This is a genomic window from Staphylococcus sp. GDX8P54P (assembly GCF_017893165.1).
GTDB lineage: Bacteria > Bacillota > Bacilli > Staphylococcales > Staphylococcaceae > Staphylococcus > Staphylococcus borealis.
The window spans coordinates 141,974-168,259 of the sequence record NZ_JAESMM010000012.1 but is presented as its reverse complement, the minus strand read 5'-3'; the positions used below and the strand labels follow the sequence as shown (position 1 = coordinate 168,259).

At 33.8% G+C, this 26,286-nt stretch carries 20 protein-coding genes and 2 pseudogenes; all 22 read left to right on the top strand.

The annotated features are described in order from the left end of the window. Positions 1-96: 96 nt before the first annotated feature. The 22 genes and pseudogenes from KA909_RS06765 (at position 97) to pgsA (ending at position 26,217) form a co-directional block, all read left to right on the top strand. On the top strand, positions 97-4,413 hold the full coding sequence (locus tag KA909_RS06765) for a PolC-type DNA polymerase III (protein WP_193839417.1): 4,317 nt from the start codon (positions 97-99) through the stop codon (positions 4,411-4,413). 175 nt (positions 4,414-4,588) lie between these two features. After that, a complete protein-coding gene (rimP, locus tag KA909_RS06760; RefSeq protein WP_193839416.1) occupies positions 4,589-5,056 on the top strand; it encodes a ribosome maturation factor RimP in 468 nt (155 codons plus the stop codon). A gap of 20 nt (positions 5,057-5,076) precedes the next feature. After that, entirely contained in the window at positions 5,077-6,309 is a 1,233-nt protein-coding gene (gene nusA / locus KA909_RS06755; protein WP_210130062.1) for a transcription termination factor NusA, read from the top strand. Between the two features lie 25 nt (positions 6,310-6,334). Next, positions 6,335-6,619, top strand: coding sequence for an RNase P modulator RnpM (rnpM, locus tag KA909_RS06750; protein WP_075108562.1), 285 nt, complete (start codon positions 6,335-6,337; stop codon positions 6,617-6,619). Next, positions 6,616-6,933, top strand: coding sequence for a YlxQ family RNA-binding protein (locus tag KA909_RS06745; RefSeq protein WP_053029325.1), 318 nt, complete (start codon positions 6,616-6,618; stop codon positions 6,931-6,933). The genes rnpM and KA909_RS06745 overlap by 4 nt, the downstream gene beginning before the upstream one ends. Positions 6,934-6,937: 4 nt before the next feature. After that, positions 6,938-9,091: a translation initiation factor IF-2 gene (gene infB / locus KA909_RS06740; protein WP_193839414.1), complete on the top strand. Its 2,154-nt coding sequence runs from the start codon at positions 6,938-6,940 to the stop codon at positions 9,089-9,091. Positions 9,092-9,578: 487 nt separating this feature from the next. Beyond that, a complete protein-coding gene (locus tag KA909_RS06735) occupies positions 9,579-10,175 on the top strand; it encodes a DUF5780 domain-containing protein (protein ID WP_193839413.1) in 597 nt (198 codons plus the stop codon). 137 nt (positions 10,176-10,312) lie between these two features. Then, complete coding sequence (gene rbfA, locus KA909_RS06730; RefSeq protein ID WP_053029328.1) at positions 10,313-10,663, top strand: 30S ribosome-binding factor RbfA; 351 nt, start codon at positions 10,313-10,315, stop codon at positions 10,661-10,663. Positions 10,664-10,979: 316 nt separating this feature from the next. Continuing rightward, a complete protein-coding gene (truB, locus tag KA909_RS06725; protein ID WP_075109168.1) occupies positions 10,980-11,897 on the top strand; it encodes a tRNA pseudouridine(55) synthase TruB in 918 nt (305 codons plus the stop codon). Between the two features lie 14 nt (positions 11,898-11,911). Then, complete coding sequence (gene ribF / locus KA909_RS06720; RefSeq protein ID WP_193839411.1) at positions 11,912-12,883, top strand: riboflavin biosynthesis protein RibF; 972 nt, start codon at positions 11,912-11,914, stop codon at positions 12,881-12,883. 113 nt (positions 12,884-12,996) lie between these two features. Then, positions 12,997-13,266, top strand: a complete 270-nt coding sequence (gene rpsO / locus KA909_RS06715) for a 30S ribosomal protein S15 (protein WP_053018906.1) — start codon at positions 12,997-12,999, stop codon at positions 13,264-13,266. Between the two features lie 135 nt (positions 13,267-13,401). Next, on the top strand, positions 13,402-15,504 hold the full coding sequence (gene pnp / locus KA909_RS06710; RefSeq protein WP_210130061.1) for a polyribonucleotide nucleotidyltransferase: 2,103 nt from the start codon (positions 13,402-13,404) through the stop codon (positions 15,502-15,504). Positions 15,505-15,891: 387 nt separating this feature from the next. Then, positions 15,892-17,565, top strand: a complete 1,674-nt coding sequence (gene rnjB, locus KA909_RS06705; RefSeq protein WP_053029332.1) for a ribonuclease J2 — start codon at positions 15,892-15,894, stop codon at positions 17,563-17,565. Positions 17,566-17,804: 239 nt separating this feature from the next. Further along, positions 17,805-18,615, top strand: a pseudogene (locus KA909_RS13765) (cell division protein FtsK); the annotation flags it as partial. Positions 18,616-18,764: 149 nt separating this feature from the next. Beyond that, positions 18,765-20,222: pseudogene (locus tag KA909_RS13760) on the top strand (DNA translocase FtsK); the annotation flags it as partial. A gap of 3 nt (positions 20,223-20,225) precedes the next feature. Continuing rightward, the gene (locus KA909_RS06695) at positions 20,226-20,942 is read left to right on the top strand and encodes a GntR family transcriptional regulator (RefSeq protein WP_210130060.1); all 717 of its coding nucleotides are present in this window, start codon (positions 20,226-20,228) and stop codon (positions 20,940-20,942) included. Positions 20,943-20,967: 25 nt separating this feature from the next. Next, entirely contained in the window at positions 20,968-22,242 is a 1,275-nt protein-coding gene (yfmF, locus tag KA909_RS06690) for an EF-P 5-aminopentanol modification-associated protein YfmF (protein ID WP_193839408.1), read from the top strand. Then, positions 22,242-23,531, top strand: a complete 1,290-nt coding sequence (yfmH, locus tag KA909_RS06685; RefSeq protein ID WP_075109163.1) for an EF-P 5-aminopentanol modification-associated protein YfmH — start codon at positions 22,242-22,244, stop codon at positions 23,529-23,531. Before yfmF ends, yfmH begins: the two co-directional genes overlap by 1 nt. Further along, on the top strand, positions 23,531-24,235 hold the full coding sequence (ymfI, locus tag KA909_RS06680; protein ID WP_193839407.1) for an elongation factor P 5-aminopentanone reductase: 705 nt from the start codon (positions 23,531-23,533) through the stop codon (positions 24,233-24,235). Before yfmH ends, ymfI begins: the two co-directional genes overlap by 1 nt. Before the next feature lie 128 nt (positions 24,236-24,363). Then, the gene (locus KA909_RS06675; protein ID WP_016930681.1) at positions 24,364-25,194 is read left to right on the top strand and encodes a YmfK family protein; all 831 of its coding nucleotides are present in this window, start codon (positions 24,364-24,366) and stop codon (positions 25,192-25,194) included. 21 nt (positions 25,195-25,215) lie between these two features. Further along, entirely contained in the window at positions 25,216-25,608 is a 393-nt protein-coding gene (locus KA909_RS06670; RefSeq protein WP_075109161.1) for a helix-turn-helix domain-containing protein, read from the top strand. A 33-nt stretch (positions 25,609-25,641) separates the two neighbouring features. Continuing rightward, complete coding sequence (gene pgsA, locus KA909_RS06665) at positions 25,642-26,217, top strand: CDP-diacylglycerol--glycerol-3-phosphate 3-phosphatidyltransferase (protein WP_193839406.1); 576 nt, start codon at positions 25,642-25,644, stop codon at positions 26,215-26,217. The last annotated feature ends 69 nt before the right edge of the window (positions 26,218-26,286 follow it).

Below are 26,286 nucleotides of genomic sequence, written 5' to 3'. Positions count from 1 at the left end.
AGTAGTATAATAGATATCAAGTTTGTAGTTAGAACATAACACTTTACGTTAAAACAAAATTGAGAAAAGAGTTAAATATAAGGGTGGTTATCTGTCATGGCAATGACGAATCAAGAAAAATTTAAAGTACTTGCGGACCAAATTAAAGTTTCCAATCAACTTGATCAAACAATTATTGAACAAGGTGAATTAACGCGAGTGGATGTGTCAAATAAAAATAGAACGTGGGAATTTCAAATTACATTGCCATATTTTCTATCACACGAAGATTATTTAATTTTTACAAATGCAATTACTGAAGAATTTAAAGACATTGCCAAAGTCGATTGGCATTTTACAATTCAAGATACAAGTAACCAAGATGAACATGCCATTAAATATTTTGGTCATTGTATTGAACACACTGCATTATCGCCTAAAGTGAAAGGTCAACTTAAACAGAAACGTTTAATTATGTCAGGTAACGTGCTCAAAGTAATGACCTCAAATGACATCGAAAGAAATCACTTTGATAAAGTGTGTAATGGTAGCTTAGTAAAAGCATTTCGTAAATGTGGTTTTGATATAGATAAAGTCGTATTTGAAACAGATGACTCAAGTTCTTATGATGATTTAGCCTCACTAGAAGCGCATATTCAAGAAGAAGATGAGAAGAGTGCGCGTGAAGCTACCGAAAAAATCGAAAAAATGAAAGCTGAGAAAGCGAAACAACAAGATAATAACGAAAGCAATGTTGAAAAATGCCAAATTGGTAAACCAATACAAATTGAAAATATTAAACCTATTGAGTCAATTGTTGAAGAAGAATTCAAAGTTGCAATTGAGGGTGTTATATTTGATATTAACCTTAAAGAATTGAAGAGTGGCCGTCACATTGTTGAATTAAAAGTGACAGACTATACGGACTCTTTAGTGCTTAAAATGTTTACACGAAAAAATAAAGACGATTTAGATCACTTTAAGGCACTTAGTGTTGGTAAATGGGTTCGTGCTCAAGGACGTATTGAAGAAGACACATTTGTCAGAGATTTGGTTATGATGATGTCTGATATTGAAGAAATCAAAAAGGCGCCAAAGCAAGATAAAGCAGAAGAAAAACGAGTAGAATTTCATTTGCATACATCAATGAGCCAAATGGATGGCATTCCTAATATAAGTGCGTATGTTGATCAAGCTGCTAAATGGGGACATAAAGCGATAGCAGTTACTGACCATAATGTCGTGCAAGCATTTCCCGATGCGCATGGCGCAGCTGAAAAAAACGGCATCAAAATGATTTATGGTATGGAAGGTATGCTTGTAGACGATGGAGTACCTATTGCTTATAAACCTACAGACCGAGATCTTAAAGAAGCTACATATGTCGTGTTTGATGTTGAAACGACAGGACTGTCAAACCAATATGACCAAATTATAGAATTGGCTGCTGTTAAAGTAAAAGATGGAGAAATTATTGATAAATTTGAACGTTTCAGTAATCCACATGAGAAATTATCAGAAACGATTATAAATTTAACGCATATTACTGATGATATGTTAACAGATGCGCCTGAAATTGATGAAGTACTAACAGAATTTAAAACGTGGGTTGGCGACGCTATATTTGTAGCGCATAATGCATCATTCGATATGGGCTTCATCGACACAGGATATGAAAGACTTGGGTTTGGCCCATCAACGAATGGTGTCATTGATACATTAGAATTATCACGTACGATTAATACTGAATATGGTAAACACGGTTTAAACTTTTTAGCTAAAAAATATGGTGTAGAACTAACTCAGCACCATAGAGCCATTTATGATACTGAAGCTACGGCATATATTTTCATTAAAATGGTCCAACAAATGAAAGAATTAGGCGTAACAAATCACAAAGACATCAACCAAAAACTATCGAATGAAGATGCATATAAACGTGCACGACCAACACATGTAACATTAATTGTTCAAACACAAGAAGGTCTAAAAAACTTATTTAAGATTGTAAGTGCTTCTTTAGTTAAATATTATTATCGTACACCAAGAATTCCACGATCATTATTAAATGAATATCGTGAAGGTATCTTGGTAGGAACTGCATGTGATGAAGGTGAATTATTCACAGCTGTTATGCAAAGAGATCAGTCGGAAGTTGAAAAAATTGCTAAGTATTATGACTTTATTGAAGTCCAACCACCAAAACTTTATCAAGATCTGATTGATAGAGAGCTGATTAGAGATACAGAAACACTATACGAAATCTATGACCGTATTTTGAAAGCTGGAGAAAGTACTGGTATTCCTGTTTTAGCAACAGGTAACGCACATTATTTATATGAGCATGATGCCATTGCACGTAAAATATTGATTGCCTCACAACCCGGTAATCCTCTAAATCGCTCAACATTACCTGAAGCACATTTTAGAACGACAGATGAGATGCTAGATGAGTTCCACTTCTTAGGTGAAGAAAAAGCATACGAAATTGTAGTTAAAAACACCAATGACTTAGCAGACCGAATAGATAAAGTTATTCCGATTAAAGATCAGCTATTCACACCACGCATGGATGGTGCGAATGAAGAGATACGTGAATTAAGCTATACAAATGCTAAAAAATTATATGGTGAGGATTTACCACAAATTGTAATTGATCGACTTGAAAAAGAACTTGCAAGTATTATCGGTAATGGATTCTCAGTTATTTATTTAATCTCTCAACGTCTTGTGAAAAAATCATTGGATGATGGCTATTTAGTAGGTTCACGTGGTTCGGTAGGCTCAAGTTTTGTGGCGACGATGACAGAAATTACTGAAGTTAATCCGCTTCCACCTCACTACATTTGCCCTAATTGTAAAACAAGTGAGTTCTTTGATGATGGTTCTGTAGGTTCAGGATTTGATTTACCTGATAAAAAATGTAGTACTTGTGGTGCCGATCTTATCAAAGAAGGACAAGATATTCCGTTCGAAACTTTCTTAGGATTTAAAGGGGATAAAGTGCCTGATATTGACTTGAACTTTAGTGGTGAATATCAACCTAACGCACATAACTACACTAAAGTGCTGTTCGGAGAAGACAAGGTATTCCGTGCTGGAACAATAGGTACTGTTGCTGAAAAGACAGCGTTCGGTTATGTTAAAGGCTATTTAAATGATCAAGGTATCCATAAACGTGGTGCTGAAATCGATCGCCTTGTTAAAGGATGTACAGGTGTCAAACGTACAACCGGCCAACACCCTGGTGGTATTATTGTTGTTCCAGATTATATGGACATTTATGATTTTACGCCAATCCAATTTCCAGCAGATGATCAAAGTGCTTCTTGGATGACGACACATTTCGACTTCCATTCTATCCACGATAATGTGTTGAAACTAGATATACTTGGACACGATGACCCTACAATGATTCGTATGCTACAAGATTTATCAGGTATAGATCCAAAGACCATTCCGGTCGATGATAAAGAAACGATGCAAATCTTTAGTAGTCCGGAATCATTGGGTGTAACTGAAGAAGATATTCTTTGTAAGACAGGGACATTTGGTGTGCCTGAATTCGGAACAGGGTTTGTTCGACAAATGCTGGAAGATACTAAGCCAACGACGTTTTCAGAATTAGTTCAAATCTCAGGATTATCTCATGGTACCGATGTATGGTTAGGTAATGCACAAGAATTAATCCGAACAGGTATTTGTGATTTATCAAGCGTTATAGGCTGTCGTGACGATATAATGGTTTATTTAATGTATGCAGGATTAGAACCCTCTATGGCCTTCAAAACGATGGAGTCAGTGCGTAAAGGTAAAGGGTTAACTGATGAAATGATAGACGCTATGAAAGAGAATGATGTACCAGACTGGTATTTAGATTCTTGCTTGAAAATTAAATACATGTTCCCTAAAGCCCATGCGGCTGCATATGTATTAATGGCAGTGAGAATTGCATACTTTAAAGTGCATCATCCACTTTATTATTATGCAGCATACTTTACAATTCGTGCTTCAGACTTTGATTTGATTACGATGATTAAAGATAAAGAAAGTATTAAGAATACAGTGAAAGATATGTATTCAAGATACATGGACCTCGGTAAAAAAGAGAAAGATGTGCTTACTGTGTTAGAAATCATGAACGAAATGGCGCATCGTGGGTTCCGTATGCAACCGATTAGTCTCGAGAAAAGTCAGGCATTTGACTTTATTATTGAAGGGGATACGTTAATCCCGCCATTTATTTCTGTGCCTGGACTTGGAGAGAACGTTGCTAAACGTATTGTAGAAGCACGAGAAGATGGTCCTTTCTTATCTAAAGAAGATTTAAATAAGAAAGCTGGATTATCTCAAAAAATCATCGAGTACCTTGATGATTTAGGTTCGTTACCTGACCTACCTGACAAAGCACAGTTATCTATCTTTGATATGTAAACGAACTTATGTTGTGAACATTTGATTTCATTTCGATATTCCTATTGACACAGTGAGTAGACATTTGTTTAAGGAATTAAAGTGTGATATACTTATTGTGCGTAAAAAATTAGACTCAGGCAGAAAGAGTGGGCATATACCCGCTCTTTTCTATTTGCCGAAAAAGGAGGCCTGTATGAGTAAAATCACTGAGGAAGTAGAAACAATCATAACTCCTGTTTTAGACGAATTGAATTTTGAATTAGTAGAAGTTGAATACACTAAAGAGGGGAAAGATCATTTCTTAAGAATCTCAATTGATAAAGACGGCGGTGTCGATTTAAATGATTGCACACTTGCCTCTGAAAAAATCAGCGAAGTAATGGATGAAAATGATCCAATTCCAGAAATGTACTACTTAGACGTTGCATCACCAGGTGCAGAACGTCCAATAAAAAAAGAAAAAGATTATCAAAATGCAATTGAAAAACCAGTGTTTGTATCATTATATGCGCCAATTGAAGGCGGTAAAGAATGGCTCGGTATTTTAAAAGCTGTTAATGATGATGTAATTACGATGGAAGTTAAAGAAAAAGCTAAAACAAAACAAATTGAAATACCAAGAAATAAAATTGCAAAAGCACGTCACGCTGTTATGATTTAACGTGATGAGGAGGAATAATTGTGGCAAGTAATGAACTTTTATTAGCAACTGAATATTTAGAAAAAGAAAAGAAAATTCCAAGAGAAGTATTAATTGATGCGATTGAAGCAGCTTTAATTACTGCATATAAAAAGAACTATGATAGTGCTAGAAACGTACGTGTAGAGTTAAATATGGATGAAGGTACATTTAAAGTTATTGCACGTAAAGATGTTGTCGAAGAAGTATTTGATGATAGAGATGAAGTAGATTTAAGTACTGCACTCGTTAAAAATCCAGCTTATGAAGTTGGCGATATTTACGAAGAAGATGTTACACCAAAAGATTTTGGCCGTGTTGGTGCACAAGCAGCTAAACAAGCTGTAATGCAACGATTACGTGATGCGGAAAGAGAAATTTTATACACTGAATTTATTGACAAAGAAGACGATATTTTAACAGGTGTTATCGACCGAGTTGATCATCGTTATGTATATGTAAATTTAGGTAGAATTGAAGCGGTTTTATCTGAAGCTGAAAGAAGTCCGAATGAAAAATATATTCCTAATGAACGCATCAAAGTTTATGTTAACAAAGTAGAACAAACAACTAAAGGACCACAAATTTATGTTTCTAGAAGTCATCCTGGCTTATTAAAACGTTTATTTGAACAAGAAGTACCTGAAATTTATGATGGTACAGTGATTGTAAAATCAGTAGCTCGTGAAGCCGGTGATCGTTCTAAGATTAGTGTTTATTCTGATAATCCAGACATTGATGCAGTAGGCGCATGTGTAGGTGCTAAAGGTGCACGTGTTGAAGCTGTAGTTGAAGAACTTGGTGGAGAAAAAATTGATATTGTTCAATGGAATGAAGATCCAAAAGTATTTGTACGTAATGCTTTAAGTCCTTCACAAGTATTAGAAGTTATCGTTGACGAAGAAAATCAATCTACTGTTGTTGTTGTTCCTGACTATCAATTATCATTAGCTATTGGTAAAAGAGGTCAAAATGCACGATTAGCTGCGAAATTGACTGGATGGAAAATTGACATTAAATCTGAAACTGATGCGCGCGAAGCGGGAATTTATCCTGTGATTGAATCAGAAGCATTAGCAGATGATATTGTTTTATCTGATTCTAATGATGAAGATATTGAAATTGATGATGTTGATTTAGAAGAATCGAATTTAACTACTGCAGAATTAGCAGCAGAAATCGATCAACCTTCTGAAAATATTGATGAAGTAGACAGTGAAGACAAAGACGTATAAGCAAATAATTGGGGTGAGTGATTAAGTGAAGAAGAAAAAGATTCCAATGCGCAAATGTATTATTACAAATGAAATGCGTCCCAAGAAAGATATGATTCGCGTTGTTATTAACAAAGAAGGCGACATTTTTGCTGATGGTACTGGCAAACAACAAGGTAGAGGCGCTTATGTTTCAAAAGATGTACACAGTGTAGAAGCAGCTCAAGAAAAGGGCGTACTTGAAAGATATTTCAATGCAGATTCTGCAAAGCTAGACCCTGTTTATAAAGAAATTATACGTTTGATTTATAGAGAAGAGATTCCTAAATGAATAAAGAACAAATTTTAAATTTTTTAGGTTTAGCAATGAGAGCGCGTAAAGTGAAATCTGGCGAATCTGTATTGCTTACTGAGATTAAGAAAAATAATATTAAACTTGTTATCATGGCATCGGATGCCTCAGAAAACACTTTGAAAAATATAAAAAATAAATGTGAAACGTATCATGTCCCATTTAGGATTTTTAGTACAAGAGCAGAATTAGGACAATCTTTAGGTAAGTCGGAACGTGTAAACATAGGAGTGATAGACTCTGGGTTTGCGTCTAAGCTTACGTCGATGATAGATGAATATTGTAAGGAGTGATTATATGAGTAAAAAAAGAATTTACGAATATGCGAAAGAATTAAATGTTAAGAGTAAAGAGATTATAGATGAGTTAAAAAGTATGAATGTTGAAGTTTCTAACCATATGCAAGCGTTAGAGGACGATCAAATTAAATCGCTTGATAAAAAGTTTAAACCACAAGAAAGTGGTAATGATACGAAACAAAACACTCAAAATAATCACCAAAAACAACAAAACAATAACAATAATAAAAATAATAAACAAAACAACAAAGGTAACGCGAATCAAAAAGGCAATCATAACAACAAAAATAACAATAACAAAGGCAATAACAAAAATAATAAAAACAACAAGAATAACAAGAACAACAAAAATAATAAAGGTAACAAAAATAACAAGCCGGCAGCAGAACCAAAAGAAATGCCTTCTAAAATCACATATGAAGAAGGTATCACAGTTGGCGAATTAGCTGATAAACTTAATATTGAATCATCAGGAATTATTAAAAAGTTATTCTTATTAGGTATTGTTGCTAATATTAACCAAGCGTTAGATGAAGAAACATTAGAATTAATTGCCGACGATTATGGTGTTGAACTAGAGAAAGAAGTCGTAGTGAACGAAGAAGATTTATCAATTTATTTTGATGAAGAAGAAGATGATCCTGATGCAATTGAACGTCCAGCGGTAGTTACTATTATGGGACACGTTGACCATGGTAAAACAACATTACTTGATTCAATTCGCCACACTAAAGTAACAGCAGGAGAAGCAGGTGGTATCACACAACATATCGGTGCTTATCAAATTGAAAATGCAGGCAAAAAAATCACATTCCTTGATACGCCAGGACACGCTGCATTTACTACAATGCGTGCGCGTGGTGCGCAAGTAACAGACATCACAATTCTAGTTGTTGCAGCCGATGATGGTGTAATGCCACAAACAATTGAGGCAATTAACCATGCTAAAGAAGCTAATGTTCCTACAATTGTAGCAGTGAATAAAATTGATAAACCAACTGCAAACCCTGATCGTGTAATGCAAGAATTAACAGAATATGGTTTAATTCCTGAAGATTGGGGCGGTGAAACAATCTTTGTTCCACTTTCAGCATTAAGTGGTGACGGTATTGATGATTTATTAGAAATGATTGGTTTAGTTGCTGAAGTACAAGAATTAAAAGCAAATCCTAATAAACAAGCGATTGGTACAGTAATTGAAGCAGAATTAGATAAATCTCGTGGTCCTGCCGCTTCATTATTAGTTCAAAATGGTACTTTAAACGTTGGAGATTCTATCGTAGTAGGTAATACATTTGGACGAATTCGTGCAATGGTTAATGATTTGGGCCAAAGAATTAAATCAGCTGGTCCTTCTACGCCTGTTGAAATTACAGGAATTAATGATGTACCGTTAGCCGGAGACCGCTTTGTTGTCTTCAAAGATGAGAAACAAGCGCGTCGTATTGGTGAAGCGCGCCATGAAGCTAGCGTTATTCAACAACGTCAAGAAAGCAAAAATGTATCATTAGATAATTTATTCGAACAAATGAAACAAGGTGAAATGAAAGACCTTAATGTTATTATCAAAGGTGACGTTCAAGGTTCAGTTGAAGCACTTGCAGCTTCTCTTATGAAGATTGATGTTGAAGGCGTTAACGTGCGCATTATTCATACAGCAGTTGGTGCAATTAATGAATCAGACGTTACATTAGCTAATGCGTCAAATGGTATTATCATTGGTTTCAATGTGCGTCCTGACGCAGGTGCTAAACGTGCTGCAGAAGCTGAAAATGTTGATATGAGACTTCATCGTGTTATTTATAACGTTATTGAAGAAATTGAATCAGCTATGAAAGGTTTACTTGATCCTGAATTTGAAGAACAAGTCATCGGACAAGCTGAAGTACGTCAAACATTCAAAGTGTCTAAAGTTGGTACAATTGCAGGTAGTTATGTTACTGAAGGTAAGATTACTCGTAACGCAGGTGTACGTATTATTAGAGACGGTATTGTGTTATTCGAAGGTGAATTAGACACATTGAAACGTTTCAAAGATGATGCTAAAGAAGTAGCCCAAGGTTATGAATGTGGTATCACAATTGAAAAATTCAATGATATTAAAGAAGGCGACATTATCGAAGCATTCGAGATGGTTGAAATCGAAAGATAAAACGATGAGTTATGAAGTGGACTGAGTCTGTGACATAATTTCATCAAAATAGCAAAATAGCCAGTAAATGAGTTTTTATAAATTCATTTACTGGCTTTTTCATTTTACAATACCTCGTATGATAGGCGCGCTTGCCCAATTTGTTTAGTTTGTGAAATCTCTTTTCAAGATTTTTTATATTGGAGCTCGCGTTCAACGACATTTCATTATCATTTAGATTTAATTACTTAAGTACTAGTGTGCTTATTTTCATGAAGTTAATGCTCCTGAAAAACAGTCTCGACAAAATGCTTCTTTATGCATAGACAAAATCTAAGTTCTCAAATCTCAAAATAGAAAAATCACTTTAAAACTTTCTTATCTATTTATATTTTAAGATAAAAAAGTAAACAAAAAAGAAAAAGTTATATAATAATCAAAATGAAAATTTTGATATTATATATTCATTATAAAAAATAAAAATTTTGAGATTTCAAAGGGGAAAACTATGAAAAAAATTGCAAATTTAACAATAGGCTGTTGCTTGAGTGGGGTTATACTATTATCAGGATGTAGTTCTGTAAAAGCTGGAAAAGAAGGTGGAATGTTAACTTCATATAATGCAACATCACTTGATAAAAAATTAAATAATCAAGATGTGCACGTCGGGACAGTAAAATTTATTGATAAAGACACTAATGATGGATATGTACGCGCGTTTGATCAATTAAATCCAATTATAGTAAATGAGAGTAATAAAGATATTAAAGAAGTGACTGTAGCAGTAGCAGCATGGGATAAAAACGGCTTGCCGGTTAAACCTGAGTTTGCTATGGCTCTTAGTGGTGAATCTTATATTAACAATTACATAGATGAAGAAATTAATTTGACCGGCCATGAAGATAGTAAGAAAGAAATATTTAATTTAAAAGATGATAAAGATATTGAAACATATAAGTTTATTGTTTCTGAATATAAAGATTTTGAAGGCCACACTTGGAAGAATCCACTTTATGATAAATTTGAGAAAATTTATGGTCAAAAACGATTAAAAGATATTAAAGGAAGCAAAAACACAACGATTTCAATTGAAAAAGAACATTAGAAATTTTGTTTTTAGCGCCAATAAGATATAATGAAATAATGAATAAATTTTTATGATAAATTTAGTTTCTATGTCTTTACGAGCATAGTTATAAGGGTATAATAAAAAGACAAATTTTTTAAAGAGGTGAAATATCCATGAGTAACATGAGAGCAGAACGCGTGGGCGAACAAATGAAGAAAGAAATTATGGATATCGTAAATAATAAAGTTAAAGATCCTAGAGTGGGCTTTATCACAATTACGGATGTTGAATTAACAAACGACTTATCACAAGCTAAAGTGTACCTTACTGTGTTAGGTAGTGAAAAAGAGGTTAATGATACATTCAAAGCTTTAGATAAAGCAAAAGGATTCATTAAATCTGAATTAGGTTCAAGAATGAGACTACGAATTATTCCAGAATTATTCTTTGAATATGATGAATCAATTGAGTATGGTAATAAAATTGAGAAAATGATTCAAGATTTGCATAAGCAAGATAGATAATTATCTATTAACTAAGTTATAGCAATAAACTTAGTTATTTTATTGCCATTACAAACACAAATTGAACGAGAAATAGAGTAAACACTAATTTTTAAGCTATTCAAAATAATCGTCGCTTATACGGGGGTGGGACAATAAATTCAAATCGAATGATGTTCCACTCCCGTCTCATTTTGAGTTTCAAGGGAATATTGATGGTATGTGAAAAGTGTGATTTGCTAAGTCAATTTAAGTTATGACAATTAATTTTCATAACACATATTCAGTCAGATAAGTTATGATACATAGAGGTAGTTAAAATGAAGGACGTGAAAAAATGTATAACGGTATTTTACCCGTTTATAAAGAACGTGGATTGACGAGTCATGATGTCGTCTTCAAACTAAGAAAGATTTTAAAAACTAAGAAGATTGGTCATACTGGAACCTTAGATCCTGAAGTGTCAGGTGTATTGCCTATATGTATTGGTCCTGCAACGCGTGTAAGTGATTATGTCATGGACATGGGTAAATCCTATCATGCTACTATTACATTAGGAGAAAGTACTACTACTGAAGACCAGACGGGTGAAGTTATAGATAAAGTTGAGGTTCTTGAAGATGAGATTAATACAACCGACATAGATGACGTTTTGAAAACTTTTGAAGGTCTTATAGAACAAATTCCACCCATGTATTCATCTGTTAAAGTCAATGGGAAAAAATTATATGAATACGCAAGAAATGGTGAAACAGTTGAAAGGCCAGTGCGTCAAGTGAAAATTGATTTGATTGAGCGTACATCTGATCTCCAATTTGAAGATAAAAAATGTCATTTTAATATTAAGGTGAAATGTGGTAAAGGAACTTATATTCGTACACTCGCTACGGACATCGGTAAACAATTAGGTTATCCGGCACACATGTCTTTATTAACACGAACGAATTCAGGTGGTTTTGATGTTGAGAATAGTCTCACATTAGAGCAAATTTCTCAATTACATGAGCAAGACGCATTACAATCGCAACTTTTTCCTATAGAATATGGTTTGAAAAGTTTGCCAAAAATCAACATTTCTGATGAGAATATGAAAAAAAGAATATTAAATGGACAAAAGTTTAATAAAAGACTTTTTAATCAAATCATTGACGAACAATTAGTTTTTGTTGATTCTGAAACTCAGAAAGTAATGGCAATTTATGTTCAACATCCAGATAAAAAATATGAAATAAAACCTAAAAAAGTATTTAATTAAAGGAGTCAAAAGTTATGAAAGTGATAGAAGTAACCCATCCAATTCAAGAAGATCAATTGATAAAAGAAGACGTTGCGATGGCATTTGGCTTTTTTGATGGCATGCATCGTGGTCATCATAAAGTGTTCGAAGCATTGGATGAGCGTGCTGCAGCGAAAAATCTAAAAAAGGCAGTTACAACATTTGATCCTCACCCTTCTGTCGTGTTAAATCCAGAACGTAAACGTACGGACTATTTAACACCACTTTCAGATAAACTTGAGATGATTGAACAACATGATGTAGATTATTGTATTGTAATCAATTTTTCATCACGTTTTGCGAGTGTAACCGCAGAAGAATTTGTCCAAGATTATATTATTAATAATCATGTGCAAGAAGTAGTTGCTGGATTTGATTTTACATATGGTAAATTCGGAAAAGGTAACATGTCTGTATTAAATGAAATGGATGAATTTAGCACAACCATTGTTGGTAAACAAGAGATGGAAACCGAAAAAATTTCTACTACAGCGATTAGGGAAGCTTTGAAAGAAGGTAATTTAAAAAAAGCCAATGAGCAATTAGGTTATCTTTACAGAATTAAAGGGACAGTAGTACAAGGGGAAAAACGAGGTCGTACTATTGGATTCCCAACCGCAAATGTTCAACCAAGTGATGACTATGTATTACCTAAAAAAGGTGTTTACGCTGTAAGTATGGCAATTGGTGCCGAAAATAAAATCTATCGTGGTGTCGCTAATGTTGGTGTGAAACCTACTTTCCATGACCCATCAAAAGCTGAAGTAGTAATTGAAGTTAACATTTTTGATTTTAATGACAATATATATGGTGAGCGTGTCATAGTATATTGGCATCATTACTTGAGACCAGAAGTGAAATTCGATGGTATCGATCCTTTAGTTGAACAAATGAACAATGATAAAGAAAAAGCTAAATACCTACTATCGGTTGATTTTGGTGATGATGTATCGTATAATATCTAAAGTTGAGTTCTAAGAAATGGAATTCACTACTATTATTCCTTTATCTTGGCGGGTTGAGACTCCGACGCCTAGCTCAGATTAAGGTGTATACAAATTTTAGGAGGAATTTAATTATGGCAATTACACAAGAACGTAAAAACGAAATTATCAAAGAATATCGCGTGCACGAAACTGACACTGGTTCACCAGAAGTACAAATCGCTGTTTTAACTGCAGAAATCGCTGCATTAAACGAACATTTACGTGAACACAAAAAAGATCACCATTCACGTCGTGGATTATTAAAAATGGTAGGTCGTCGTCGTCACTTATTAAACTACTTACGTAGTAAAGATATTCAACGTTACCGTGAATTAATTAAATCATTAGGTATTCGTCGTTAATTCTAATATATTAAGAGGAAAGCACCATTTAGTTTGGTACTTTCCTTTTTTTATCGTTTAATATTAAACACTAATATAAAATTTTAAAAATAAATGATATGATGTAGTTAATAGATTTCAGAGAGGAGATTCATAATGTCTCAAGAAAAAAAAGTATTTAAAACTGAGTGGGCTGGAAGATCGTTAACGATTGAGACAGGGCAACTAGCTAAACAAGCTAATGGTGCAGTGCTAGTACGCTACGGAGATACTGTCGTATTATCAACTGCTGTTGCATCTAAAGAACCACGTGATGGTGACTTTTTCCCATTAACAGTTAACTATGAAGAAAAAATGTATGCTGCTGGTAAAATTCCAGGAGGATTTAAAAAACGTGAAGGTCGTCCAGGAGATGAAGCAACATTAACAGCACGTCTAATCGATAGACCGATTCGACCACTATTCCCAAAAGGATACCGTCATGATGTTCAAATTATGAACACGGTGCTTAGTGCAGACCCAGATTGTTCACCAGAAATGGCAGCAATGATAGGTTCTTCAATGGCATTAAGTGTTTCAGATATCCCATTCCAAGGACCAATTGCTGGTGTGAATGTAGGTTATGTAGATGGTAAATATGTCATTAATCCTACTGTCGCAGAGAAAGAAGTTTCGCGCCTAGATTTAGAAGTTGCTGGTCATAAAGATGCAGTAAACATGGTAGAAGCTGGTGCAAGCGAAATAACTGAGAAAGAAATGTTAGAAGCCATCTTCTTTGGTCATGACGAAATCAAACGTTTAGTAGCATTCCAAGAAGAAGTGATAGCACACATTCAACCAGTTAAGAAAGAATTCGTGCCTATAGAACGTGATGAAGCATTAGTATCAAGAGTTAAAGCATTAACTGAAGAAAAGGGTCTAAAAGAAACTGTTTTAACTTTTGATAAGCAACAACGTGATGAAAATTTAGACACGTTAAAAGCTGAGATTGCAACTGAATTTATTGACGAAGCAGATCCTGAGAATGAATTGTTAATTGATGAAGTTTATGCAATTTTAAATGATTTAGTTAAAGAAGAAGTGCGTCGTCTTATCGCTGATGAAAAGATTAGACCAGATGGACGAAAACCAGATGAAATTCGACCGCTTGAATCAGAAGTTGGATTATTACCACGTGCACATGGTTCAGGGCTGTTCACACGTGGACAAACTCAAGCTTTATCTGTGCTCACATTGGGTGCCTTAGGCGATTATCAATTAATTGATGGTTTAGGACCAGAACAAGAAAAACGTTTCATGCATCATTATAATTTCCCTAATTTCTCAGTAGGTGAAACTGGTCCAGTGAGAGCACCAGGTCGTCGAGAAATTGGACATGGTGCTTTAGGTGAAAGAGCATTAAAATACATTATTCCAGATACATCTGAATTCCCATATACTGTTCGTATTGTAAGTGAAGTATTAGAATCTAATGGTTCATCATCACAAGCATCTATTTGTGGTTCAACATTAGCTTTAATGGATGCAGGTGTGCCAATTAAAGCACCTGTTGCTGGTATAGCTATGGGGTTAGTAACACGAGAAGATAGTTATACAATACTTACAGATATTCAAGGCATGGAAGATGCATTAGGCGATATGGATTTCAAAGTGGCTGGTACGAAAGATGGTATCACTGCGATTCAAATGGATATTAAAATTGACGGTTTAACACGTGAAGTCATTGAAGAGGCTTTAGAGCAAGCTAGACAAGGTCGTTTGGCAATTATGGATCACATGCTACAAACGATTGATCAACCACGTAAAGAACTAAGTGCTTATGCACCTAAAGTGGAAATCATGCATATTAAACCTGAAAAGATTAGAGACGTTATTGGACCAGGTGGTAAGAAAATTAACGAAATCATCGATGAAACTGGTGTTAAATTAGACATTGAGCAAGATGGTACAATCTTTATTGGTGCAGTTGATCAAGACATGATCAATCGTGCGCGTGAAATTATTGAAGAAATTACACGTGAGGCTGAAGTAGGTCAAGTTTATAACGCAAAAGTTAAACGTATTGAAAAATATGGAGCATTTGTTGAATTATTTGCTGGTAAAGATGCGTTACTACACATTTCTCAAATTTCAAAAGAACGCATTAATAAAGTAGAAGATGTATTGAGTATTGGAGATACAATCGAAGTTAAAATTACTGAAATTGATAAACAAGGTCGCGTTAACGCATCTCACAAAGTATTAGATGAAAATAAATAAACAGTAAAGTGCTTGTTAGAAACGCATTTTTAACTTAGTCAATACCTGTTATTTTACTAGTATGAGCGTCTAGGATATAAAAAAATATAATAATGCTATTTTGCAAATTCAAAGTAGCTGACAGAACTGAGAAGGCATTTAGATCAAGTTTTTCTCTGTTCTAGTCATCCATACGGGGGTGGGACACGAATTGAAGAAAAATTCTGTCCCACTTTCTTTTGTTTTGCGCGATTTAATAAATCAATCCTTATTTTTTATTAAATACTAAATTCAATCATGACTATAATGCCCTGAGAAACACTTTAATAGTGTACATCCAACATAAATTAAATTATAATAAATTATGAGTTTATATGGACGGGGATTTTTATAATAGGAGGTAACATTTTGAGTTTAGTGAAAAAAAAGAATGACGATATTCGTATCATTCCACTTGGTGGTGTGGGCGAAATCGCAAAAAATATGTATATCGTTGAAGTAGACGATGAAATGTTTATGTTAGATGCGGGGTTAATGTTCCCAGAAGATGAAATGTTAGGTGTAGATATCGTTATTCCTGACATCCAATATGTCATTGATAATAAAGATAAATTAAAAGGAATCTTTTTAAGCCATGGTCATGAACATGCTATCGGTGCGGTTAGCTATATTTTAGAACAAATTGATGCACCTGTGTATGGTTCTAAATTAACGTTAGCGCTTGTTAAAGAAAATATGAAGTCTCGTAACGTTAAGAAGAAAGTTCGTTATTATACAGTTAATCACGATTCAGTTATGCGATTTAAAAATGTTAATATTACGTTCTTTAATACTACACATAGTATTCCTGATAGTTTAGGTATTTGTATTCACACGTCATACGGTTCTATCGTATATACTGGTGAATTTAAATTTGACCAAAGTTTACAAGGACACTATGCACCTGATATCAAACGTATGGCTGAAATTGGTGAAGAGGGTGTCTTCGCATTAATTAGTGATTCTACAGAAGCTGAGAAACCAGGCTATAATACACCTGAAAATGTAATTGAATCGCATATTTATGATGCGTTTGCGAAAGTGAAAGGTCGTTTAATTGTGTCTTGTTATGCTTCTAATTTTATTAGAATTCAACAAGTATTAAATACAGCAAGTAAATTGAACCGTAAAGTTTCATTTTTAGGTCGTTCATTAGAAAGTTCTTTTAATATTGCACGTAAAATGGGATATTTTGATATTCCTAAAGACTTACTAATTCCAATTAATGAAGTAGGAAATTACCCTAAAAACGAAGTAGTAATTATAGCTACTGGTATGGAAGGCGAACCTATCGAGGCATTGAGTCAAATGGCGCAACATAAGCATAAAATTATGAATATCGAAGAAGGAGATTCTGTATATTTAGCGATTACTGCATCAGCGAATATGGAAGTAATTATTGCTGATACATTAAATGAATTAGTGCGTGCAGGTGCATATATTATTCCTAATAATAAAAAAATTCATGCATCTAGTCATGGTTGCATGGAAGAATTAAAAATGATGATTAATATCATGAAACCTGAATACTTTATCCCTGTTCAAGGTGAATTTAAAATGCAGATTGCACATGCTAAATTAGCTAATGAAACTGGCGTAGCACCGGAGAAAATTTTCTTAGTTGAAAAAGGTGACGTTATACACTACGACGGTAAAGACATGGTATTAAACGAAAAAGTTAATTCTGGCAATATTCTCATCGATGGTATCGGTGTAGGAGATGTTGGTAATATCGTTTTAAGAGATCGTCATTTACTTGCAGAAGACGGTATTTTTATCGCAGTTGTTACATTGGATCCGAAAAACAGACGAATTGCTGCTGGTCCAGAAATTCAATCACGTGGATTTGTATATGTCCGTGAGAGTGAAGAATTAATGAAGGAAGCAGAAGAAAAGGTTCGTGAAATTGTTGAAGCAGGTCTTCAAGAAAAACGTATTGAATGGTCTGACATTAAACAAAATATGCGAGATCAAATCAGTAAATTGTTATTTGAAAGTACGAAACGTCGTCCAATGATTATACCAGTTATTTCTGAAATATAAGATATATACAATCAAAAAGAGGTCGGGACAACATCACAGTTGTGTAATAATTTTAAAGGCAACGTTTGAGAATAGCCTTAATTATTCACTTTATTTTATGACGCTTTGAGTCTAAATGTGGTATGTATTGTTCCAACCTCTTTCGTACTTTTAATAATATTAATAATACATATCGGAAAAATGAGAATTAGATGTTTTACAAAGAGTTACTAAGTGAGAAATAAAGAAGGTGTACGATTTTGCCACAAACTAAGAAAAAAACTACAACCCGTAAAAAGGGCGCAACAACCCGTAAATCGACTAAAAAAAAGCAACAGAAGAAGGACAGTTCTTTACGCTATGTTATTGCAATCATAATAGTCATTTTGTCGATTTTAGGAATGTTCCAATTAGGCATTGTGGGTCGAATGATAGATAGCTTTTTCAATTATTTGTTTGGAATGAGTCGCTATTTAACATACATATTACTCAGTTTAATTACGGTTTATATAGCAATGCAAAAGCAATTCCCTAAGACAAGACGTACTTTCGGATTGATATCGTTACAATTTGTGTTATTGATTACAACACAAATTATTTACCATTTTCAAAAAGGGGCGGTATCTCAAAGAGAACCAGTTCTATCTTATGTCTATAAGGCTTATGAACATAGTCATTTTCCAAATTTCGGTGGGGGTTTAATAGGATTCTATTTACTTAAAATATTTATTCCACTTATTTCCATTGCAGGTGTCATCATCCTCACATTAATCTTATTAAGTTCAAGTATTATACTATTGCTTAAACTTAGACATAGAGATGTTGTCAAATCTTTAATTGATAAAATGAAAAATTCGAGTCAAAGTGCGTCATCTAATTTGAAAGAAAAAAGAGCACAAAATAAACTCAAAAAAGAAGCGCGCCAACGTGAAAAAGAAGTAGAGCGTGAGCGTCAAAGACAAAATGAATTTGAGCAAGAACAACTTGAGTCAGAGCAAATTAAAGATGTAAGTGATTTTCCAGAAGTTAATCCAGAACCGGAAGACATTCCTATTTATGGTCATAGTGAGTCGCAAGAAAATAAGCAACCTCCTGTTAACAAGCGCAAGAAAAGACAATTTGGTATTAATAACGAAGATCATGCTAAAGAAGTAAATCAAAATAACGAAAAGCATCAACGCCATAATACAAAGTCAGATTCAGCTTCTAATGATGATCATCAAATGAACGGTTCAATTTCTGAAGCGGGAGAAGAGGCTAATGCTGCATATCACATTCCGCCATTATCATTACTTAATCAGCCAGCTAAACAACAAACAACTTCTAAGGCTGAAGTTCAACGTAAAGGCCAAATACTTGAATCTACAATGAAAAACTTTGGTGTTAATGCTAAAGTGAAACAGATTAAAATTGGGCCAGCCGTAACACAATATGAAATTCAACCTGCTCAAGGCGTTAAAGTAAGCAAAATTGTGAACTTACATAATGATATTGCACTTGCATTAGCAGCAAAAGATGTACGTATTGAAGCGCCAATACCTGGACGTTCAGCAGTAGGCATTGAAGTGCCAAATGATAAGATTTCATTAGTTACCCTTAAGGAAGTGCTTGAATCTAAATTTCCAGCAAGTAACAAATTAGAAGTAGGTCTTGGTAGAGATATTTCTGGTGAACCAATTACAATTCAATTAAATGAAATGCCACACCTTCTTGTTGCCGGTTCAACAGGTAGCGGTAAGTCTGTATGTATTAACGGTATTATAACTAGTATTCTATTAAACGCTAAACCACATGAGGTCAAGCTCATGTTGATTGACCCTAAGATGGTAGAATTAAATGTGTATAATGGGGTGCCACATTTATTAATACCAGTAGTGACCAATCCACATAAAGCCTCTCAAGCCTTAGAAAAGGTAGTGGCAGAAATGGAACGACGCTATGATTTATTCCAACATTCGTCTACACGTAACATTGAAGGGTATAATAAATTTATACGTCGTCAAAATGAAGAACTCGATGAGAAACAAGCAGAATTACCATATATCGTAGTTATTGTAGATGAATTAGCTGATTTGATGATGGTTGCAGGTAAAGAAGTTGAGAATGCCATTCAACGTATTACTCAAATGGCCAGAGCAGCAGGCATTCATTTAATCGTTGCAACACAAAGACCATCTGTAGATGTAATTACTGGTATCATTAAAAATAATATTCCTTCACGTATTGCATTTGCCGTAAGTTCTCAAACTGATTCTAGAACAATTATTGGCTCTGGTGGAGCCGAAAAGTTACTCGGCAAAGGTGATATGCTCTATGTAGGTAATGGAGAGTCATCTCAAACGCGTGTACAAGGTGCTTTCTTAAGTGACCAAGAAGTTCAAGATGTTGTTAATTATGTGGTTGAACAACAAAAAGCGAATTACGTGAAAGAAATGGAACCAGATGCACCTGTAGACAAATCAGAAATGAAGAGTGAAGATGCTCTGTATGATGATGCCTATATATTTGTTATTGAGCAACAAAAAGCAAGTACGTCGCTATTACAACGACAATTTAGAATTGGCTATAATCGTGCTTCTAGATTAATGGATGATTTAGAACGAAACCAAGTTATCGGACCACAAAAAGGTAGTAAACCAAGACAAGTATTAGTAAATTTAGATGATGAAGAGGTGTAAATGATGACAGAGATAAATGCAGCTTTTAAAGTTAAGGAGTATATTCTAAAGCAAATTAAAGAACAATCTTTAAAACCTGGTGATAAACTACCTAGCAATTTATCTATTGCCAGAGAATTGAATGTGAAAACAGACGATGTCTATGATGCAATTGGTGAACTTATTACTGAACAAGTTTTGACTGATAACTTTGAAGAAGGACCAAGTGTAAAGTCATTACACCCCTTCTTCTATCCATTAAATAAATTATTCAGCATAAACGATATGATTCAAGAAGCAGGTTACCACTCAGGAACTGAATATTTGAGTTTAGAGGAACAACCTGCCTCCATATTAGATGCACAAATGTTAGGCATTGAAGATAAACAACCAATTACAATTATTGAGCGTCTACGCACTGCAAATCATCAGCCAGTTATTTATTGTTTAGATAAAATTTCAAAAGATTATCTTACCTGTACTGATTATCAAATCAGTGATGGTTCCATGCTAAATGCAATTGAGACGAATACCGGTCATAAAGTTGCTTCTGCTGAAACAGAAGTTGAAGCAATTAGTTATGAGCCACATATTTCTGATATTCTGAACGCTTCTCCACATGAAGATTTAATGTTATTAAAGGTTGTACATTATGATGAATTGGGTAAACCTATTTTATATTCTTTAAATTATGTGAAGAGCAGTTTAGTTAAATTTAAACTGACACGTACAAAAATATAGATTTGATATTAAGGAGTGTGGATGAATGTTAGAACAACAAATCAATCAAGATCAACACATACATATCGATGTGTTACCTACAGATAAATTTAAGACAACTATGATTACTTTCAAATTTATGGCACCTTTAGATTACGAAACCATCACAGCACGATCTTTACTTAGTAAATTATTAGTTCGTGCTACACAAAAATGGCCAACTGATAAAGCGTTTAGTAAACAACTGTCAGAATTATATGGTGCTTACATACATAGTTTTGTTTCTAAATTTAAAGATAAACATGTGATCACTATCTCATTAGAAATTGTTAATGAACGTTACCTCAAAGATTCAACACCACTTTTTGAAAAAGGATTGAATGTCTTATATGAAGTAATCAATCAACCACTCATTGAAAATAGTGCGTTTAATGAAACATTTGTCAATCAAGAAAAATCTCTACTAACTAAAAAAATTGAAGCTATTATCGATAATAAGGCGCAATATTCATTTTTAAATTTATTAAAATACATGTTTAAAGATGAACCGTATCGCTATTTAGCGACAGGACAAATTGAGAAAATAAATACAATTACACCTAAAAGCTTATATCATACATATCAAAATATGATTAACAATGATCAATGTTCGGTTTATGTTGTTGGCAATGTAGATGAACAAGAAGTTAAGCAATTAATTAAGTCGAAATTTATAATTAAACCATTTGAAATGACGCAATCTAATGAACCGTATTTAATGGATTCAAACTCAGAACCACAATATATTGTTGAAGAGGATGAAGTGGACCAAGCAAAATTAAATATGGGCTATCGCTTTCCAACGCGTTTTGGGGCACAAGATTATTATGCATTAGTAGTATTAAATACGATGTTTGGTGGGGACCCATCATCCGTTTTATTTAATGAAGTACGTGAAAAACAAAGTCTAGCCTATTCAATCCATTCACAATTAGATGGTAAAAATGGTTATCTCTTTGTATTAAGTGGTGTATCAGCAGATAAATTTGAACTTGCTAAAGATACAATTTTGGAAGAGTTTGATAAATTTAAACGTGGTGAATTTGACGAAAATAAATTAGAACTCGCCAAAAAAATTATCATCTCCCATAGACATGAGATTGCCGATCGACCTAAAAGTATTATCGAAGTTATGCAAAATCAGTTACTTTTAGAACGTTTGCAAACAGATGAAAACTATATTAATCACATCCAAAAAGTTACTAAAGAAGATGTGGTAACTATGGCCAATAAAGCTAAACTTGATACAATTTATGCACTTACGAAGGGTGGTCATTCTTAATGAAAGAAACATATTATGAACTCATTGATGAGCGTGTATTTGAACATGAATTAGCTAATGGGTTACGTTTATTCGTTATTCCAAAAAAAGGGTTTCAAAAAACATTCGTAACGTATACGACTCAATTTGGCTCTCTAGACAATACTTTTAAACCACATAATCAAGATGCGTTTGTAACTGTACCAGATGGCGTCGCTCACTTTTTAGAGCATAAATTATTTGAAAAAGATGACACTGAAGATTTATTTACTGCATTTGCAAGTGATAATGCGCAAGTCAATGCATTTACTAGTTTTGATCGTACTAGTTATTTATTCAGTGCCACAGATAATGTTGAAAGTAATATTCTAAGATTATTAGAAATGGTAGAGACACCATTCTTTTCGAAGGAAACGGTTGATAAAGAAAAAGGGATTATCGCTGAAGAAATAAAAATGTATCAAGAACAACCTGGCTATAAAATTATGTTTAATACGCTACGTGCGATGTATCAAAATCATCCAATTAAAGTGGATATAGCTGGTAGCGTAGAGAGTATCTATAATATTACAAAAGATGACTTATATCTATGTTATGAAACATTTTATCATCCATCGAATATGGTGTTATTTGTAGTTGGCGATGTGAATCCAGAAAATATACGCGATATTGTTGAAACGCATGAAAATAAAAGAGATAAAACGAATCAACCTAAAATTGAAAGAGCAACTATTGATGAGCCAACTAAAGTGATAACACCATTTGTAACTGAAGAAATGAAGCTACAGTCACCTAGGTTAATGTTAGGATTTAAAAATGAACCAACTAAGGCATCGCCACAACAATATGTACAACATGATTTAGAAATGACGCTATTTTTCGAATTAGTATTTGGTGAAGAAACGGATTTCTATCAAACATTATTGAATGAAGATTTGATTGATGAATCATTTGGCTATCAATTTGTGCTCGAACCTACCTATTGTTTCTCAATCATTACGAGTGCGACACAACATCCAAATAAGTTGAAAGAAGTGTTATTAAATGAACTCAACATGCATCGCGGTAAATTGAAAGACCAAGAAGCATTTGATTTATTGAAAAAACAATTTATTGGTGAATATATTTCAAGTTTAAATTCTCCTGAATATATAGCGAATCAATATGCTAAATTATATTTTGAGGGTGTCAGTGTGTTCGATATGTTAGATATTATTGAGAATATAACATTAGATAGTATTAATGAAACAGCATCTAAGTTTTTAAATATTGATAATATGGTTGATAGTCGTTTGGAGCTTAAATCTTAATGAGAGCATTAGTACTTGGTGGCTCAGGAAGTATTGGTACAGCAATTGTAGAACGGTTATTAGAGGAAGGTAACGAAGTCATTGTTCAATATTTTCAATCTGATATAAGTACGTTACAAGCTAAGTATGAAGGAGAAGCTGTTGAATTTATACAAGCTGATTTATCACAAGATATTGATTTGGAAGAAACTTTTGGCCATGTGAAACATATTGATTGCTTGATTTATAGTAGTGGTACAGCTTTGTACGGCTTATTACAAGATATGTCTGATGAAGATATTGATCATAGCTACAATATTCATGTTAAGCAATTAATTCGATGTTGTCGTTATTTTATAGATACAATACGTCATAGTGAATTTGGTCGAATTATTGTTATTTCGTCCATTTGGGGGGAAACAGGTGCAAGTATGGAGACCATTTATTCTACAATGAAGAGTGCTCAAATTGGCTTTGTTAAAGCGCTAAGCCAGGAATTAGCAATGACGAATGTCACTGTCAATGCAGTTACGCCTGGTTTTGTAAGTGGTAATATGGCACAATCATTTAATTCAGAAGATATGTCGTCTATTTTAGCAGAGTTACCACAACAGCGAATGATAACTCCTGATGAAATTGCTCATACATGTGCTTATTTGTGGAGTCCACTTGCAAAAAGTGTTACTGGAACAATTCAAAAAGTCAATGGTGCTTGGTATATCTAATTTGAGACAGATTGAAAACGCAGAATGAAAAAATTAGTGTTTGTATTAAGTTCTAAATGCTATAATATGATTACTAATTTTTAATATTCCAATGGTAGGTTACCATTTAAAACAAGGGGCGGATATTGATGACAGTAGCCGAAAAAAAAGAATGGTATCTTGAGTATGAAATCACGGTTAACCGAGCAGGGTTACTAGGTGATATTTCAAGTTTACTTGGCATGTTAGGCATAAGTATTGTTACGATTAATGGGGTAGATCAAGGCCGACGAGGTTTATTAATTAAAACAGATAGTCTCGAAAAAGTTAATCGCTTTGAACATATAATCAATGAACTGAGTGAAATAGAAATAACCAAATTAAGAGTACCTGAATTGCGTGATAGATTAGCTGTAAGGCATGGACGTTATATTGAACAAGATGCTGATGATAAAAAGACATTTCGTTTTGAACGTGAAGATTTAGGATTATTAGTTGATTTTTTGGCTGAACTTTTCAAAGAGGAAGGTCATAAGTTGATTGGTATCAGAGGGATGCCACGTGTAGGAAAAACAGAATCTATAGTAGCTGGAAGCGTATGTGCTCATAAACGTTGGTTATTTATAAGCTCTACTTTAATTAAGCAAACTGTTCGCAGTTCACTTATTAAAGGGGAATATGATTCAAATCATGTCTATATTATTGATGGCGCTGTCACTGCTAGAGAATCAAATCCTAAGCATCAAGAATTAGTTCGTGAAGTCATGACATTACCATCAATTAAGGTGGTTGAACATCCTGATTTATTTGTAGAATCAGGGAACTATAGCATGGATGATTTTGATTATATTATTGAATTGAGAGAGAATGAAAATCAAGAAATTGAATATGATCAAATGAAGCAACAAACAGTTAAAAGTAAAAATTCGCTAGATTTTGGAGAAGACATGTTTGGCGGAGGTTTTGGATTTTTTGAATAGTGGTTGTGGAGGCTTTTGAAAGTGAAGACAATTGGTGAAACATTGAAAGGTAGACGCGAAAGGTTAGGTATGACTTTAGCAGAGTTAGAAGAGCGTACTCAAATTAAACGTGATACGCTTAAATTAATCGAAGAAAACCGCTTTGATGAATTAGCAAAAGTGGACTATGCAGAGGGATTTATTCGCCGTTATGCGAGTGTAGTAAATATAGATTCATATCAATTGATACAAGCGCATCGTGAGGAAATACCGGATAGTCAACATCAATTAAATGAACTTCTGAACAGATACCATAACGATGAAGCACCTACATATCGCACTAAAGATAAAGAACCTCTACAATTAATGATATTAATTGGCGGTATCATTGTAATTACGTTTATCTTATGGGTCTTAGCTGTGTTACTATTATAAAGTAAGAGATAAAATTAGAAATGAGGCTTTAACATGAATATACCAAATCAAATCACGATTTTTAGGGTAATATTAATTCCAGTTTTTATTTTATTTGCTCTAGTGAACTTTGGATTTGGCAATGTATCTATTTTAGGTGGATTTGACATTCGCATTGAGCAACTTATTGCTGCAATTATTTTTATTGTAGCTTCTTTAAGTGACTTTCTTGATGGATACTTAGCTAGAAAATGGCAACTTGTAACGAATATGGGTAAATTTTTAGATCCTTTAGCTGACAAATTACTTGTTTCAAGTGCATTAATTGTTATGGTCCAATTAGGACTTACGAATTCTGTCGTAGCCATTATTATTATCGCACGTGAATTTGCAGTTACAGGATTACGATTATTACAAATTGAGCAAGGTTTTGTAAGTGCGGCAGGACAATTAGGCAAAATTAAAACTGCTGTGACTATGGTTGCAATTATCTGGATTTTAATGGGTGATTTATTAGCAACTTGGATAGGCATTCAAATAGGTCAAGTATTACTTTATATTGGTGTTTTATTTACGATTTTATCTGGAATTGAATACTTTTATAAAGGTAGAGATGTTTTTAAACATTAAATTAGTGAAAATATAACCAAGAATACTAGTGAATAGAAAGACAACGCTATTCCTAGTTATTCTTGGTTT

Coding starts and splice junctions, on each gene's coding strand:
- yfmH (WP_075109163.1), top strand. CDS start 22,242: ATGAAAGAAACATATTATGAACTCATTGATGAGCGTGTATTTGAACAT.
- ymfI (WP_193839407.1), top strand. CDS start 23,531: ATGAGAGCATTAGTACTTGGTGGCTCAGGAAGTATTGGTACAGCAATT.
- rimP (WP_193839416.1), top strand. CDS start 4,589: ATGAGTAAAATCACTGAGGAAGTAGAAACAATCATAACTCCTGTTTTA.
- pgsA (WP_193839406.1), top strand. CDS start 25,642: ATGAATATACCAAATCAAATCACGATTTTTAGGGTAATATTAATTCCA.
- KA909_RS06675 (WP_016930681.1), top strand. CDS start 24,364: ATGACAGTAGCCGAAAAAAAAGAATGGTATCTTGAGTATGAAATCACG.
- infB (WP_193839414.1), top strand. CDS start 6,938: ATGAGTAAAAAAAGAATTTACGAATATGCGAAAGAATTAAATGTTAAG.
- yfmF (WP_193839408.1), top strand. CDS start 20,968: ATGTTAGAACAACAAATCAATCAAGATCAACACATACATATCGATGTG.
- truB (WP_075109168.1), top strand. CDS start 10,980: ATGTATAACGGTATTTTACCCGTTTATAAAGAACGTGGATTGACGAGT.
- rbfA (WP_053029328.1), top strand. CDS start 10,313: ATGAGTAACATGAGAGCAGAACGCGTGGGCGAACAAATGAAGAAAGAA.
- KA909_RS06765 (WP_193839417.1), top strand. CDS start 97: ATGGCAATGACGAATCAAGAAAAATTTAAAGTACTTGCGGACCAAATT.
- ribF (WP_193839411.1), top strand. CDS start 11,912: ATGAAAGTGATAGAAGTAACCCATCCAATTCAAGAAGATCAATTGATA.
- rpsO (WP_053018906.1), top strand. CDS start 12,997: ATGGCAATTACACAAGAACGTAAAAACGAAATTATCAAAGAATATCGC.
- KA909_RS06735 (WP_193839413.1), top strand. CDS start 9,579: ATGAAAAAAATTGCAAATTTAACAATAGGCTGTTGCTTGAGTGGGGTT.
- pnp (WP_210130061.1), top strand. CDS start 13,402: ATGTCTCAAGAAAAAAAAGTATTTAAAACTGAGTGGGCTGGAAGATCG.
- KA909_RS06745 (WP_053029325.1), top strand. CDS start 6,616: ATGAATAAAGAACAAATTTTAAATTTTTTAGGTTTAGCAATGAGAGCG.
- KA909_RS06695 (WP_210130060.1), top strand. CDS start 20,226: ATGACAGAGATAAATGCAGCTTTTAAAGTTAAGGAGTATATTCTAAAG.